The 13,214-nt window shown below is 68.2% G+C and carries 16 protein-coding genes; 9 read left to right on the forward strand and 7 right to left on the reverse strand.

Annotated elements, in window-relative coordinates; genetic code table 11:
* Nucleotides 1–50 precede the first annotated feature (50 nt).
* Nucleotides 51–1,847 (reverse strand): aminopeptidase P family protein, encoded by a 1,797-nt coding sequence (locus ACTJKY_RS05755; RefSeq protein WP_440844777.1) that lies wholly within the window; start codon nucleotides 1,845–1,847, stop codon nucleotides 51–53.
* 114 nt (nucleotides 1,848–1,961) lie between these two features.
* Nucleotides 1,962–2,288: a hypothetical protein gene (locus ACTJKY_RS05760; protein WP_440844778.1), complete on the reverse strand. Its 327-nt coding sequence runs from the start codon at nucleotides 2,286–2,288 to the stop codon at nucleotides 1,962–1,964.
* Nucleotides 2,289–2,349: 61 nt separating this feature from the next.
* Here ACTJKY_RS05760 and ACTJKY_RS05765 point away from each other — a divergent pair, with 61 nt between their 5' ends.
* Nucleotides 2,350–3,114, forward strand: coding sequence for an energy transducer TonB (locus ACTJKY_RS05765; RefSeq protein WP_440844779.1), 765 nt, complete (start codon nucleotides 2,350–2,352; stop codon nucleotides 3,112–3,114).
* A gap of 73 nt (nucleotides 3,115–3,187) precedes the next feature.
* On the opposite strand, the gene ACTJKY_RS05770 is transcribed toward ACTJKY_RS05765, so the two are convergent.
* On the reverse strand, nucleotides 3,188–3,481 hold the full coding sequence (locus tag ACTJKY_RS05770) for a 4a-hydroxytetrahydrobiopterin dehydratase (RefSeq protein ID WP_354308398.1): 294 nt from the start codon (nucleotides 3,479–3,481) through the stop codon (nucleotides 3,188–3,190).
* Nucleotides 3,482–3,531: 50 nt separating this feature from the next.
* On the opposite strand from ACTJKY_RS05770, the gene ACTJKY_RS05775 reads away from it, so the two are divergent.
* Genes ACTJKY_RS05775 through ACTJKY_RS05785 form a run of 3 tightly spaced genes read left to right on the forward strand, consistent with a single transcriptional unit; the run spans nucleotide 3,532 to nucleotide 5,134 of the window.
* Nucleotides 3,532–3,936 (forward strand): metallopeptidase family protein, encoded by a 405-nt coding sequence (locus ACTJKY_RS05775; protein ID WP_440844780.1) that lies wholly within the window; start codon nucleotides 3,532–3,534, stop codon nucleotides 3,934–3,936.
* Nucleotides 3,933–4,502, forward strand: a complete 570-nt coding sequence (gene ccmA / locus ACTJKY_RS05780; RefSeq protein ID WP_440844782.1) for a heme ABC exporter ATP-binding protein CcmA — start codon at nucleotides 3,933–3,935, stop codon at nucleotides 4,500–4,502. The genes ACTJKY_RS05775 and ccmA overlap by 4 nt, the downstream gene beginning before the upstream one ends.
* The gene (locus ACTJKY_RS05785; RefSeq protein WP_440844783.1) at nucleotides 4,499–5,134 is read left to right on the forward strand and encodes a heme exporter protein CcmB; all 636 of its coding nucleotides are present in this window, start codon (nucleotides 4,499–4,501) and stop codon (nucleotides 5,132–5,134) included. The genes ccmA and ACTJKY_RS05785 overlap by 4 nt, the downstream gene beginning before the upstream one ends.
* A 35-nt stretch (nucleotides 5,135–5,169) precedes the next feature.
* Here the strand turns inward: ACTJKY_RS05785 and pyk are convergent, their stop codons facing one another.
* Nucleotides 5,170–6,639, reverse strand: a complete 1,470-nt coding sequence (gene pyk / locus ACTJKY_RS05790; RefSeq protein WP_440844784.1) for a pyruvate kinase — start codon at nucleotides 6,637–6,639, stop codon at nucleotides 5,170–5,172.
* 72 nt (nucleotides 6,640–6,711) lie between these two features.
* Between pyk and ACTJKY_RS05795 the strand changes: the two genes are divergently transcribed.
* The 5 genes from ACTJKY_RS05795 (at nucleotide 6,712) to ruvC (ending at nucleotide 10,275) form a co-directional block, all read left to right on the forward strand.
* Nucleotides 6,712–7,089 carry a DUF1244 domain-containing protein gene (locus ACTJKY_RS05795; RefSeq protein ID WP_440844785.1) on the forward strand — a complete coding sequence of 126 codons (378 nt, stop codon included), beginning with the start codon at nucleotides 6,712–6,714 and terminating at the stop codon, nucleotides 7,087–7,089.
* A gap of 39 nt (nucleotides 7,090–7,128) precedes the next feature.
* The gene (locus tag ACTJKY_RS05800; RefSeq protein WP_440844786.1) at nucleotides 7,129–8,454 is read left to right on the forward strand and encodes an amidohydrolase family protein; all 1,326 of its coding nucleotides are present in this window, start codon (nucleotides 7,129–7,131) and stop codon (nucleotides 8,452–8,454) included.
* A 126-nt stretch (nucleotides 8,455–8,580) separates the two neighbouring features.
* Nucleotides 8,581–8,817, forward strand: a complete 237-nt coding sequence (locus ACTJKY_RS05805; RefSeq protein WP_010543233.1) for a DUF2312 domain-containing protein — start codon at nucleotides 8,581–8,583, stop codon at nucleotides 8,815–8,817.
* Nucleotides 8,818–8,900: 83 nt separating this feature from the next.
* Nucleotides 8,901–9,644: a YebC/PmpR family DNA-binding transcriptional regulator gene (locus ACTJKY_RS05810; RefSeq protein WP_066720190.1), complete on the forward strand. Its 744-nt coding sequence runs from the start codon at nucleotides 8,901–8,903 to the stop codon at nucleotides 9,642–9,644.
* A gap of 139 nt (nucleotides 9,645–9,783) precedes the next feature.
* A complete protein-coding gene (gene ruvC, locus ACTJKY_RS05815; protein WP_440844787.1) occupies nucleotides 9,784–10,275 on the forward strand; it encodes a crossover junction endodeoxyribonuclease RuvC in 492 nt (163 codons plus the stop codon).
* Between the two features lie 196 nt (nucleotides 10,276–10,471).
* Here ruvC and sdhA read toward each other — a convergent pair whose 3' ends face one another.
* The 3 genes from sdhA to sdhC are packed head-to-tail and all read right to left on the reverse strand — an operon-like array spanning nucleotide 10,472 to nucleotide 13,081.
* On the reverse strand, nucleotides 10,472–12,274 hold the full coding sequence (gene sdhA, locus ACTJKY_RS05820) for a succinate dehydrogenase flavoprotein subunit (RefSeq protein WP_440844788.1): 1,803 nt from the start codon (nucleotides 12,272–12,274) through the stop codon (nucleotides 10,472–10,474).
* Nucleotides 12,274–12,666: a succinate dehydrogenase, hydrophobic membrane anchor protein gene (gene sdhD, locus ACTJKY_RS05825; protein ID WP_440844789.1), complete on the reverse strand. Its 393-nt coding sequence runs from the start codon at nucleotides 12,664–12,666 to the stop codon at nucleotides 12,274–12,276. Before sdhD ends, sdhA begins: the two co-directional genes overlap by 1 nt.
* Entirely contained in the window at nucleotides 12,659–13,081 is a 423-nt protein-coding gene (gene sdhC, locus ACTJKY_RS05830) for a succinate dehydrogenase, cytochrome b556 subunit (RefSeq protein WP_440844790.1), read from the reverse strand. The genes sdhD and sdhC overlap by 8 nt, the downstream gene beginning before the upstream one ends.
* Nucleotides 13,082–13,214: the final 133 nt, after the last annotated feature.

Consider the following 13,214-nt stretch of genomic DNA (forward strand, 5'->3'; position numbering starts at 1 on the left):
GGACATCCTCCACCACCGCCTCCGGCGGCGGTCCCAGGATCAGCCGTAGTTCACCCGATCGGCGCGCACTTGGCTTCCAGCCAAGTCCGTTCCGCGCCTTCCAGCTGCGGGCCGACGATCACCAGCACCTCGGCATGATAGGCGTCGAGCCAGGCGCGCTCCTCGGGGCTGAGCAGCTCGGGCAGGATCAGGCTGCGTTCGATCGGCGCGAACGTGAGCGTCTCGAACGCCAGCATCGGCTTGTCGCCGCCAGGGATGGTCCGCTCGACGATATGGACGAGGTTCTCGATCCGAATGCCGTATTCGCCCGCCTTGTAATAGCCCGGCTCGTTCGAGAGGAACATGCCGGCGCGGAGCGGCTCCAGCGCCTGGCCGCCCGGATAGGAGGGCGGCGCGATGCGCTGCGGGCCCTCGTGCACCGAAAGATAGGCGCCGACGCCGTGGCCGGTGCCATGGGCGAAATCGAGACCTGCTTCCCAGAGCGGCCGCCGCGCGAAGCCGTCGATCTGCGCGCCGGTGGTGCCGTCGGGGAATGTTGCGGTTGCGATCGCGATATGCCCCTTGAGCACACGGGTGAAGCGGTCCTTCATCTCATGGGCAGCCTCGCCCACCGGCATCACGCGAGTGACGTCGGTGGTGCCGTCGCCATACTGGCCGCCCGAATCGATCAGGAACAGCTGGCCGCGCTCGATCGGCAGGCTCGATTCTTCGGTAACCTTGTAGTGCGGGATCGCCCCGTTGGGGCCGGTGGCGGAAATAGTGTCGAAGGACAGGTCCTTCAGCCTGCCCGTCGCCTCGCGGAATTCGCGGAGCTTGTCGGCGACTGACATTTCGGTGAGGCCGCCCTGCGGCGCAGTTTCCTCGAACCACTTCAGGAAGCGGCTGAGCGCCGCGCCATCGCGCGCCTGCGCTGCCTTGTGCCCGGCCACTTCGGCCGGATTCTTGATCGCCTTGGCGAGGATCACCGAATCGCGCAGCGCGACCACGGTGGCGCCGCCGGCTTCCAGCCCGTCGAAGATCGCCGACACTGCCGTGCCCGGATCGGCGACGACGCGCTTGCCCGCGAAGCCGCCCAGCGCCGGTGCGAACGCCGCGCGGTCCTGGATGCGCACCGCGTTGCCGAGATGCTGCCGCACCGCATCCGTCACCTTCTCCGGCGCGACGAACAGGTCGGCGGTGCCGTCGGCATGGATCACCGTATAGGCGAGCGCGACCGGCGTGTGGGTGACGTCGTCGCCGCGCACGTTGAAGGCCCAGGCGATCGAATCGAGCGCGGCGATCACCACTGCATCGGCATTGCGTGCCTGGAGCCAGTCGGCGATCTCGGCGCGCTTGGCGGCCGAGGACTTGCCGGCCAGCGCCTCGTCCAGCACCGCGAGCGGAGCATCGGAGGGGTTTGGCTGCTCGGTCCAGACCGCGTCGATCGGGTTGCGGGTGACGGGGACGAGCGTCGCGCCCTTCTCGGCCAGCGCCTTGCGCGCTTCCTCCACCCAGGCGCGGGTGTGCAGCCAGGGATCATAGCCGATGCGGCCGCCATTGGGGGCATGCGCGCCCAGCCAGTCGGCGACGCTGGTCGCAGGCACCCCGACATATTCCCAATGGTCGGCGGAGACCTGCTGGCGCACCTGCAACGTGTAGCGTCCGTCGGTGAAGATCGCCGCTTCGTGCGGCAGCACCACCGCGGTGCCGGCCGAACCTTGGAATCCGGTGAGCCAGGCGAGCCGCTGGGCATAGGCGCCGACATATTCGGACATGTGCTCGTCGGTGAGCGGCACGACGAAGCCGTCGAGGGCTTCGGCCGCGAGCTGGGCGCGGAGCGCGGTCAGACGGTCGGCATAGCTGGACATATGCGGTGTTCCTGCATCTGGGAGCGCGGCTCGGATCGCCGCGGAATGGCCGGTTTCTGGCCGATGCAGGAAGATTTGGAAAGGGGCGGGCATGGGCCCGCCCCCGTGGGTGCCTCAGCGGCGAACCTTCACATAGTAGCAGCGGTTCTTCGCGGTCATCGAGCGGTCAATCGCGCGGCCGCCGAGCGCGCCGGCGACACCGCCGGCCGCAGCGCCGAGCAAGCCGCCGCCGATGATCGCCGGACCGGCGACCGCGCCGGCCACGCCGCCCGCGATCAGGCCGGCTTCGCCCTTCGACTTGCGGCACTTCTTCACATAGCGATAGCCGCGGCTGGAACTGGACTTGCCTTCGTAGCGCGACTGGGCGCTGGCTACGCCAATCGGCATCGCAACCGGCATAACCAGGGCAAAGGCGGTGAGCGCGGCGATTGTCTTACGCATATTCGGACCCCATCTTTCGGTTCGTGTTCGAAGCGTATCAATGTGCCACGCCACATTTCGGTTGCATGAACCCGCAACGATCGGCGCAGATCCGGTGATTTCCGGAGGCTCCCGAGCGCGCGGCGCGGCCGCGGCGATCGCGGTGGAAGCGCTGCTGGCAGCGTTGCTGTTCGCCGGATTGCGCGCGCAGACGGTGCTCCGCGCTGATCCGGATGCGACTCTGGTGAGCTTCGACGTGCCGCCGCCTCCGCCGCCTCCTGCGCCCGAACCGGCCAAGCGGCGTGCAGCGCCCAAGGCGGAGGGCGCCTCGGCACCGCCCAACCGCGTCTCCAGGGCGACCGAGGTGGTCGCACCGCCGCCGCCGGTGATGCTCCAGCCGCCGCCCATGGTAACGGCGCCGAAGCCCGCCACCGCCAGCGACTCGTCTTCCGGTGCGGCGCCGGTGGCTGGGCCGGGGACTGGCGCGGGCGGCGATGGGAACGGCACCGGCAGCGGCGGGCGCGGCAACGGGTCGGGCGGCGGGGGCGGGGTGCCGCTCCGCTGGATCGGCGGACAAATCACCGATGCCGATTATCCCCGCGGCGCGCTCAACGCCGGGGCGAGCGGCACGGTGGGGCTGCGCTTCGTGGTGGGCGTGAACGGTCGGGTTTCGAGCTGCACCGTCACGCGGAGCAGCGGCAATCGCGATCTCGACGAGACCACCTGCAAGCTGATCCAGAAGCGCTTTCGCTACGTGCCGAGCAAGGATGCGGCGGGGCGGCCCTATGCCGATATGGTGACCGGCGAGCATCGCTGGGATCTGTACGAGCGGCCGGATGCGGAGTGAGCTTTTGTCCTCCCGCTTCTTCTAATCCCCCTTCCGCAAGCGGGAGGGGTGCGCAGGAGCCGGAAGCTACACGCTAGCCCTTCACCAGTGCGTCGATTGCAGCCGCCAACTGCAGGTCCCTTGTCGACAGCCCGCCCGCATCATGCGTGGTCAGCAGGATGTCGACGCGATTCCACACGTTCGACCACTCGGGATGGTGGTCCGCCTTCTCGGCGATCAGCGCCACGCGGGTCATGAACGCAAAAGCCTCGGTAAAGTCGGCGAACAGGAAGCGGCGGGTGATCGCGTCGCGCCCCGGCTCGTAGTTCCAGGCCGGCAGGGCCGCGAGCGATTCCTCGCGCAAGCCGTCGGTCAAACGCGCTACCATATCCATCCCCTCCTTGCTCGTTCTCTGCCGCTCCGCCTATGCATTCGGCCATGCCGGAGCAAGCGCCAACCTTCGCCCCCGATGCCGCCCTGATCGAGCGCCTTGCCCGCGCTGCGCTGGCCCGCATCCCCGCGCCGTTCCAGGCGCACCTCGCCGACGTGGTGCTGCTGGTCGAGGAGTTCGCCGACGAGGAGACGCTCGACGCGCTCGGTATCGACGATCCCTTTGCGCTCAGCGGCCTCTATCACGGCCGCCCGATCGGCGAGAAATCGGCGTTCGACTCCGGCGGCTTGCCCGATCGCATCCATTTGTATCGCCGCGCGATCCTCGACGAATGGGTGGAGACCGGCGAGCCGCTCGAGCGGCTGGTCCATCATGTCGTGATCCACGAGGTCGGCCACCATTTCGGCCTGTCCGACGACGCCATGCACGCGCTGGAAGACGCCGCGGATTGAACCCCGGCCTCGCCTTTGACGCCGTGACCTGCCTGCGCGGCGGACGGATCCTCTTCGAGGGGCTTTCCTTCATGCTCGCGCCCGGTGAGGCCGGGCTGGTGCTCGGGCCCAATGGCGTCGGCAAGTCGAGCCTGATCCGCATCGCCGCCGGGCTGCTCGCGCCGCTGGGCGGGCGCGTGACGGGCGAGGGCGCGCGAGCGCTGCTCAGCGAAGCCGCGGCGCTGGATGCGGAGCGGACGCTCGCGGGAGCGCTCGGCTTCTGGGCGGGGCTTGACGGGCGCGGGGACGCAGTCGCCGATGCGCTGGAAGCGGTCGGCCTGTCGGATATCGCCGACGTGCCGGTGCGGCTGCTCTCGACCGGCCAGCGACGGCGCGCGGCTTTTGCCCGGGTGCTGGCGAGCGGCGCACCGGTGTGGCTGCTCGACGAGCCGGGGAATGGCCTCGACACCGCCTCGGTTGCGATGCTGGAGGCGCGGATCGCCGCGCACCGCGCGGGCGGCGGCATCGTGCTGGTCGCGACGCACCAGCCGATCGCGCTGCCGGACGCGCAGGAGATCGCGCTGTGATCGCGTTGGTCTGGCGCGAACTGCGGCGGGCGTGGAGCAGCGGCGGGCTGGTGCTGCCGATCGCCTTCTTCCTGCTGGTCGCGATCCTGTTCCCCTTCGCGGTGGGGCCCGACGGGCGGCTGCTCGCGCGGATCGGCGGCGGCGTGATCTGGGCGGCGGCATTGCTCGCCGCACTGCTCCCGGTCGAGCGGTTGGTGACGCCCGATGCGGAGAACGGCGTGCTCGATCAGCTGGTGGTGCGCGGCTTCTCGGACGCCGGCATCGCGACGGCGAAGATGCTGGGGCACTGGCTGGGCTTCGGTCCGGCGTTGCTGGCGGCGACCTGCGTCGCGGCGGCGCTGCTGCATGTGCCCGGCACGGCGTTGGGGACGATCCTGATCGGTCTGGCGATCGGCACGCCGGGACTGGCGGCGCTGGGCGTGGCGACGGCGGCGCTGGTGGCGGGATTGCGCGGCGCGGGCGCGCTGGCGGGGCTGGTGATGCTGCCCTTCGCGGTGCCGCTGCTGATCTTTGGCGCGGGTGCCACCGGCGGCGAGCCCGGCGCGATCAAGCTGCTCGCGGCGATCAGCCTGGTGCTGGTCGCGGGTTGCCCCTTTGTCGCCGGTGCGGCGATGCGGATGGGGCGGGGGTAATCCCCTCCCGCCGGAGCGGGAGGGGAGGATGGGGCTTAGTTGCCTTCCGGCCCCGTGTAGCTGGTCAGCTCGTCGCCGAGCAGCGTCACCACATGGAGCACGTTGGTCGAGCCCGGCGTCTTGAAGGGTACGCCCGCGCAGACGATCACCCGGTCGCCCGCCTTGGCGAGGCCGTGGCGCAGCGCCATGCGCTTGGCCTTTCCGACCATTTCCTCGAACGAGTCGACGTCGCGCGTCTGCACGGCGTGGGTGCCCCAGAGCAGGCCCAGGCGACGCGCGGTGTCGCGCTCGGGGGTCAGCACCAGGATCGGCACCAGCGGCCGCTCGCGCGCGATGCGCCGCGCGGTCGAGCCCGAGCTGGTGAAGCAGATGATCGCCGAGGCCGACACCGTCGCCGCGATGTTTTTCGCCGCTTCGGCCAGCGCGTCGGCGGTCGTCGGATCGGGCTTAGTGACGGTGAAGTGGACGCGGTCGCCATGCGCCGGGTCGCGCTCCACCGCATCGGCGATCGAGTTCATCATCGACACCGATTCGATCGGCCACTTGCCCGCGGCGCTTTCGGCCGAAAGCATGATCGCGTCGGCGCCGTCATAGACCGCCGTCGCCACGTCCGACACTTCGGCGCGGGTGGGCGAGGGGCTCTCGATCATCGATTCGAGCATCTGGGTCGCGACGATCACCGGGCGGCCCAGGCGACGCGCCGACTCGACGATCCGCTTCTGCAGCGGCGGTACGGTCTGCGGCGGCAGCTCGACGCCGAGATCGCCGCGAGCGACCATTACGCCGTCGCACTGCTCCAGGATTTCCTCCAGGCGCGCGATGGCCGAAGGCTTTTCGATCTTGGCGAGCAGCGCGGCCTTGCCACCGATCAGGCGGCGCGCTTCCATCAGATCCTCGGGACGCTGGACGAAGCTGAGCGCGATCCAGTCGGCACCCTGTTCGACCGCGAAGCTGAGGTCGCTGCGGTCCTTTTCGGTCAGCGCGGCGAGCGGCAGCACCATGTCGGGGACGTTGAGGCCCTTGTTGTTCGACAGCGCGCCGCCAACCTCGACGATCGTGGTCAGCCGGTCGGGCGTCGCGTCGGTGACGCGCAGCACCAGCTTGCCGTCATCGAGCAGCAGGCGCGCATCGGCATGCGCGGCTTCGAAGATCTCGCGGTGCGGCAGCTCGACGCGGGTCGCGTCGCCCGGGGTGGGATCGCGGTCCAGCGTGAACTGGTGGCCGGTGACCAGCATCACCTTGCCCTCGGCGAACTTGCCGACGCGCAGCTTTGGCCCCTGCAGGTCGGCGAGGATCGTGGTCGGACGGCCGGTGGTCTTTTCCATCGCGCGGATGGCTTCGAAGAGCGGGATCTTCGAGGCTTGGTCGCCATGGCTCATGTTGATGCGAAACGCATCGGCGCCGGCGCGGAACAGCTTCTCGATCATTTCGGGGGACGCGCTGGCGGGTCCCAATGTTGCCAGGACGCGCACCTTGCGCGAGCGGGGGGAGATCGCCTGTGTCATCGTTGTCTTCCTCGGCTTGTGCGTGCCCGCCTCTAGCCCCAAATGCGTTAACATCAACTGCGGAGGTGCCACATGGATGAACTAGATCGCCTGGATGACGCAACAGCGGCCAAGGCGTTCCGCCGGCTGGTGCGCCATCTACGCCATCGCCACGATGCCCAGAACATTGATCTGATGGGGCTTTCGGGCTTTTGCCGGAACTGCCTGGGCGACTGGATCCACGAAGCCGATCCGAGCATCGCCAAGGCCGATGCGCGCCGAATCGTCTACGGGATGGAGCAGTCCGAATGGAAGGCGAAGTACCAGAGCGAGGCCACGCCCGAGCAACTGGCGCGGATGGACGCGAGCCTGAAGAAGAACGAGGGCCGCGACGACGCCGAGCTCGACGAGGCGCTTGACGAGAGCTTCCCGGCCAGTGATCCTCCCAGCATGACCGACCCCCACGCCTGAACCGGGCCTGAAATGGGGGCGTGACAGGGGGAGATGGGCATGAAGACGTTGTTGCTGGCCGCGCTGGCATGTTCCACGGCCGTTCCCGCTCTCGCCCAAACGTCTTCCAAGGTCACCTATGTCCAGGCCGGGCGGCTGCTCGACAAACCTGGCCAGGCGCCGCGCGGCGCCAGCACGCTGATCCTGCGCGACGGCAAGGTCGCCGAGGTTCGGGAAGGCTTCGTCGCGCCCGAGGCGGGGGCGACCCTGCTCGACCTGCGCGACAAGTTCGTCCTGCCGGGCCTGATCGACCTGCACGTCCATCTCTTCTCCGAGGGCGATCCGGTGAAGGAGCGGATGAATGCGCTCACCGAGGACGAGGCCGACGAATTCATCATCGGCATCGAGGATGCGCGGCGCGATCTGGAAGCAGGCTTCACCACCGTCCGCGACCTCGGCAGCAATCCCCGCGCGATCCGCGCGCTGCGCGACGCGGTGGAGCGCGGCGCGATCGCGGGTCCGCGAGTCGTCAATGCCGGGCGGATGATCTCGGTCTCGGGCGGACATGGCGACGGCACCAACGGCCTCGCCGAGGAATTTGCCGAAGCGGTGGCACACCGCCAGATCAACACCTGTGACGGCGCCGACGATTGCCGCCGCGCGGTGCGCCAGCAGATCAGTCTTGGCGCGCAGGTGATCAAGTTCGCTGCGACCGGGGGTGTGCTCTCCAACGTCGCGGGCGGCCTGGGCAAGCAGATGTCCGACGAGGAGATGAAGGCGATCGTCGAGACGGCGCACGCGTTCGGCCGCCGCGTTGCGGTCCACGCCCATGCCGCCGAGGGCGTACGCGGCGCGGTGGAAGCGGGGGCCGACTCGATCGAGCATGGCAGCTTCCTCGACGATGCCACCATTGCCGCGATGAAGGCGCACGGCACCTGGCTGGTCCCGACGATGATCGCGCCGGTGACCGCGCTCGCCAATGCCCGCGCGGGCAAGCTGCCGCCTGCCACCATCCCCAAGGCCGAAGCGGCGGCTGCGGCCGCGGCGGCGAGCCACGCCAAGGCGATCAAGGCCGGGGTGAAGGTCGCGTTCGGCACCGACACCGGGGTGTCGCGCCACGGCGAGAATGCGAAGGAGTTCGCGCTGCTCGTTCGCGCCGGGCTCACCCCGGCGGGCGCGATTCGCGCGGCGACCCTGGATGCCGCCGATGCACTCGGCCGCAAGGACCAGCTCGGCTCGCTCGAACCCGGCAAGGCGGCGGACCTGATCGCAGTCTCGGGTGATCCGCTGCAGGACGTAACGGTGCTGGAGCATGTCGATACCGTGATGCGCGCCGGCGTGGTGCACACGCTGCGCGGCAAGCGGCAGGCCTTCCCGAAGGACTAAGGTTGAGCGAAGGCGCCGGCTGGCGTACAGGGCCCGCCGGATTCCTTTCCCTTCGGACGATCCGACCTGCGCGACTCTCGCGCGGCGTGCCTCGTCCGATCTCATGCTTCAGGAGCTAGAACACCCATGTCCGACAATATTTCCGCCGAGCAGCTCCGCCTCCTGATCGAGCGTGTCGAGCGTCTCGAAGAGGAGAAGAAGGGCATCGCCGACGACATCAAGGACGTCTATGCCGAAGCCAAGTCGACCGGCTTCGACGTGAAGACGATGCGCACCATCGTTCGCCTGCGGAAGATGGAAAAGCATCACCGCGAAGAGGCCGAGATGCTGCTCGAAACCTACAAGCAGGCGCTGGGCATCTGAGCCCTGCGATGGCGCTCGCCGGCCAACCGCGCTAAGGCGAGCGCTTTCCACCTCCTCCAGACCGCAGGCAGTTCGGGTTCACCATGGCAGGCCATTCCAAATTCAAGAACATCATGCACCGCAAGGGCGCGCAGGATAAGAAGCGCTCGGCGATGTTCTCCAAGCTCAGCCGCGAAATCACCGTGGCGGCAAAGATGGGTCTGGCGGACCCGGACATGAACCCGCGCCTGCGCGCCGCGATCAACGCCGCCAAGGCGCAGTCGATGCCCAAGGACAATATCCAGCGCGCGATCGACAAGGCGAGCAAGGGCGAAGGCGATAACTACGAAGAGATTCGCTACGAGGGCTTCGGCCCGGCGGGTGTCTCGCTGATCATCGAGGCGCTGACCGACAACCGCAACCGCACCGCCACCAACGTGCGCACCGCGGTGTCGAAGAACGGCGGCAACCTGGGCACCGCCGGTTCGGTGAGCCACGGCTTCGACCGCCTGGGCCTGATCTCCTATCCGGCGAGCGCCGGCGACGCCGAGAAGGTGTTCGAGGCGGCGCTGGAAGCGGGTGCCGAGGACGTCACCAGCAGCGAGGACGGCCACGAGATCTGGACCGCGCAGGGCGACCTGCACGAAGTCGCCAAGGCGCTGGAGCCGGTGCTCGGCGAGTCCGAGGGCGCCAAGCTCGCCTGGCGGCCGCAGACGATGGTGACGGTGGGCGCCGACGACGCCGCGACGCTGTTCAAGCTGCTCGACGCGCTCGACGATGACGACGACGTCCAGACGGTGTGGGGGAATTACGAGATCCCCGACGACGTGATGGAGAAGCTGGGTTGATCTTCTCGCTCCTCCCCGGAACGGGGAGGGGGACCGCCGCGAAGCGGTGGTGGCGGGGGGCTTCCCCAAGGTACTCGCTGGTGGAGAGCCCCCTCTACCAGCCTTCGGCTGGTCCCCCTCCCCGTGCCGGGGAGGGTCTGTGATTATCCTTGGCCTCGATCCCGGCCTTGGCACCACCGGCTGGGGCCTGATCCGTGCCGAGGGCAACCGCCTCAGCCATCTCGGCCATGGCAAGCTGGTGACCGACACCAAGGCCACGCTGCCGCGCCGGCTCGCCCATCTCGATGCGATGCTCGCCGCGCTGATCGCTGATCACGCGCCCGAGGCGGCGGCGGTCGAGGAAGTGTTCGTCAATTCCAATGCGCAGTCGACGCTCAAGCTCGGCCAGGCGCGCGGGGTGGTGCTGTGCGCTGCCGCGCGGGTGGGGATCGATGTTGGCGAGTATAAGCCGAGCACGGTGAAGAAGTCCGTCGTCGGCGTCGGCAATGCCGACAAGGAGCAGGTCCATGCGATGGTCTCGCGGCTGCTGCCGGGGGTGAAGATCGTCGGCGCCGATGCGGCCGACGCGCTGGCGGTGGCGATCTGCCATGCGCATCATCTGGCGAGTGCGCGATTCGGGGTGCTTCGGTAGCTTCGCTGCCCCTACTCACCCTCATCCTTCCGGCGCTACGCGCCTCCCTCCCTCTCCCGCCTGCGGGAGAGGGAGGGGACCCGCCGCCGGAGGCGGTGGGGAGGGTGAGGGTGAGTGGGGTTCATACTACCCCACCCCAAACGAAAAGGCCGGAGCGTCGCCGCCCCGGCCTTTTCTAAACCCATCCGCTAACGGATCAGTACACCCGCTTCTTCGGCTTGATATACTCGATCGCGTCGGTGAGCGTGTAGTCGTGCACCGGGCGATAATCGATCGCGGTGGTGCCACCCTTGCCGCCCCAGCCGTCGAACGTCGCGATGGTGTGCTTCATCCAGCCCGCGTCGTCGCGCTCGGGGAAGTCCTCGTGCATGTGGGCGCCGCGGCTTTCCTTGCGGTTGATCGCGCTGCGGATCGTCACCATCGCCTGGCCGAGCAGGTTATCCAGCTCCAGCGTCTCGACGAGATCGGTGTTCCACACCAGCGAGCGATCGCTGACATGCACGTCCTGCATGCCCGCATAGACCTGGTCCATGTGCGCCACGCCCTCGGCCATCAGCTCCTCGGTGCGGAACACGGCGCAGTGGCGCTGCATTGTCTTCTGCATGTCGGCGCGCAGCTGCGCGGTGCGGGTGCCGCCGTTCGCATTGCGGAAATGGTCGAGGCGGCCCAGCGCCAGCGCTTCCGAATCCTTCGGGAGCGGGTGGTGCGGGGTGCCCGGCTTGAGGATGTCGACGATCCGCTTGCCGGTCGCGCGGCCGAACACCACGAGATCGATCAGCGAGTTGGAGCCGAGGCGGTTGGCGCCGTGCACCGACACGCAGGCCGCTTCGCCGACGGCGAACAGGCCGGGGACGACCGAGTCCGGGTTGCCGTCGTGCAGGCGCACGACTTCGCCGTGATAGTTGGTCGGGATGCCGCCCATATTGTAGTGGACGGTCGGGACCACCGGCAGCGGCTGGCGGGTAAGGTCGACGCCGGCGAAGACCTTGCCGGTCTCGGTGATGCCGGGCAGGCGCTCGTGCAGGATCTTCGGGTCGATATGGTTGAGGTGAAGGAAGATATGGTCCTTCTCCTTGCCCACGCCGCGGCCCTCGCGGATCTCCATCGCCATCGAGCGCGACACGACGTCGCGGCTGGCGAGATCCTTGGCCGACGGGGCGTAGCGCTCCATGAAGCGCTCACCCTCGGAGTTGGTGAGATAGCCGCCTTCGCCGCGCGCGCCCTCAGTGATCAGCACGCCCGCGCCGTAGATGCCGGTCGGGTGGAACTGGACGAACTCCATGTCCTGCAGCGGCAGGCCGGCGCGGAGCACCATCGCATTGCCGTCGCCGGTGCAGGTGTGCGCCGAGGTGGCCGACTGGTAGACGCGGCCATAGCCGCCCGTCGCCAGCACCACCGCATGGCTGCGGAAGCGGTGGATCGAACCGTCTTCCATGCACAGCGCGATCACGCCGCGGCACTCGCCATTTTCCATGATCAGGTCGAGCGCGAAATATTCGATGAAGAAGTCCGCGTCGTACTTCAGGCTCTGCTGGTACAGCGTGTGCAGCATCGCATGGCCGGTACGGTCCGCCGCGGCGCAGGTGCGCTGCGCGGGCGGGCCTTCGCCCATGTTCTGCATCATGCCGCCGAACGGGCGCTGGTAGATCTTGCCCTCGTCGGTGCGGCTGAACGGCATGCCTGCATGTTCGAGCTCGTACACCGCGGCCGGAGCCTCGCGGGTGAGATACTCGATCGCGTCCTGGTCGCCGAGCCAGTCGGAGCCCTTGACGGTGTCGTACATGTGCCAGGTCCAGTGATCCGGACCCATGTTGCCGAGGCTGGCGGCGATGCCGCCCTGCGCCGCCACGGTGTGGCTGCGCGTCGGGAACACCTTGGTGATGCAGGCGGTCTTGAGACCCGACTGCGCCACTTCCATCACCGCGCGGAGGCCCGAGCCGCCCGCGCCGACGACGACGGTGTCGTAGATATGATCGATGATCTTGTAGGCGGCGGACATCAGGCAGCCACTCCGGTGGTGGTGAAGGCGATCTTCAGGATGGCGAAGATCGCGAGCACGCGGACGGTGATCGTGAAATATTCGAGCAGGACGATCAGCACGAAGCGGCTTTCGTCGTGCTGATAGTCCTCGATCACGACCTGCAGGCCGTGACGGAAGTGGAAGGTGACGCTGAGCACCAGGAGGATCAGCGGCACCGCGACCAGCGGCTGGCCGATCCAGGCCACCATCGTCGCGTAATCATAGGCGGGCAGCAGGGCGATCGAGACGATCAGCCACAGTACCAGCAGCAGGTTGGATCCGGCGGAAACCTTGTGCTTCCACCATTCGCCCGCGCCTTCATGCGCGGAACCGAGGCCGCGGACGCGACCGAGCCGGGTGCCGTTACCCATGCGCCTTCTCCAGAAGCACGACCCAGAAGATCGCGGTGGCGAGGATGCTGACCGCGAAGGTGGTCAGCGCGGTGCGCTTGTTGCCCCGCAGCTCGAAATTCGCGCCGGCGTCGAGGAACAGGTGGCGCACGCCCGAGGCCATGTGCTGGAAGAAGGACAGGCTCATCCCGATCCCGACGATATAGCCGAGGATGTTGAGCTGGCCGTTCTGCAACGTGAACACGTCCAGGAAGGTCGCATAGGCATCGGGGCCATAGGCCAGCGCGACCAGCCACCAGACGAAAAGCCCGGTGCCCACGGTCGCCATGCCGGAGCCGGTGGCGCGGTGAATGATCGAGACCGCCATGTGCGGTCCCCATTTGTAGATGCCCAGATGCGGCGACAGCGGTCGCGCCGTGTTGCGGACGTTGGCCAACGATAAATCCTTTCGGTCGACGCGGGCTTCCTTAAGCCCGCCAGACGAGGATGCAAGACGGATTGCCCTTAGGTTCAGCCGGGCGGTGGATGCAAGATGTTGCACGCGCGCAATGCCAGATGCGCTCCTAACC

This window comes from Sphingomonas sp. 22176 (genome assembly GCF_052045505.1).
Lineage (GTDB): Bacteria > Pseudomonadota > Alphaproteobacteria > Sphingomonadales > Sphingomonadaceae > Sphingomonas.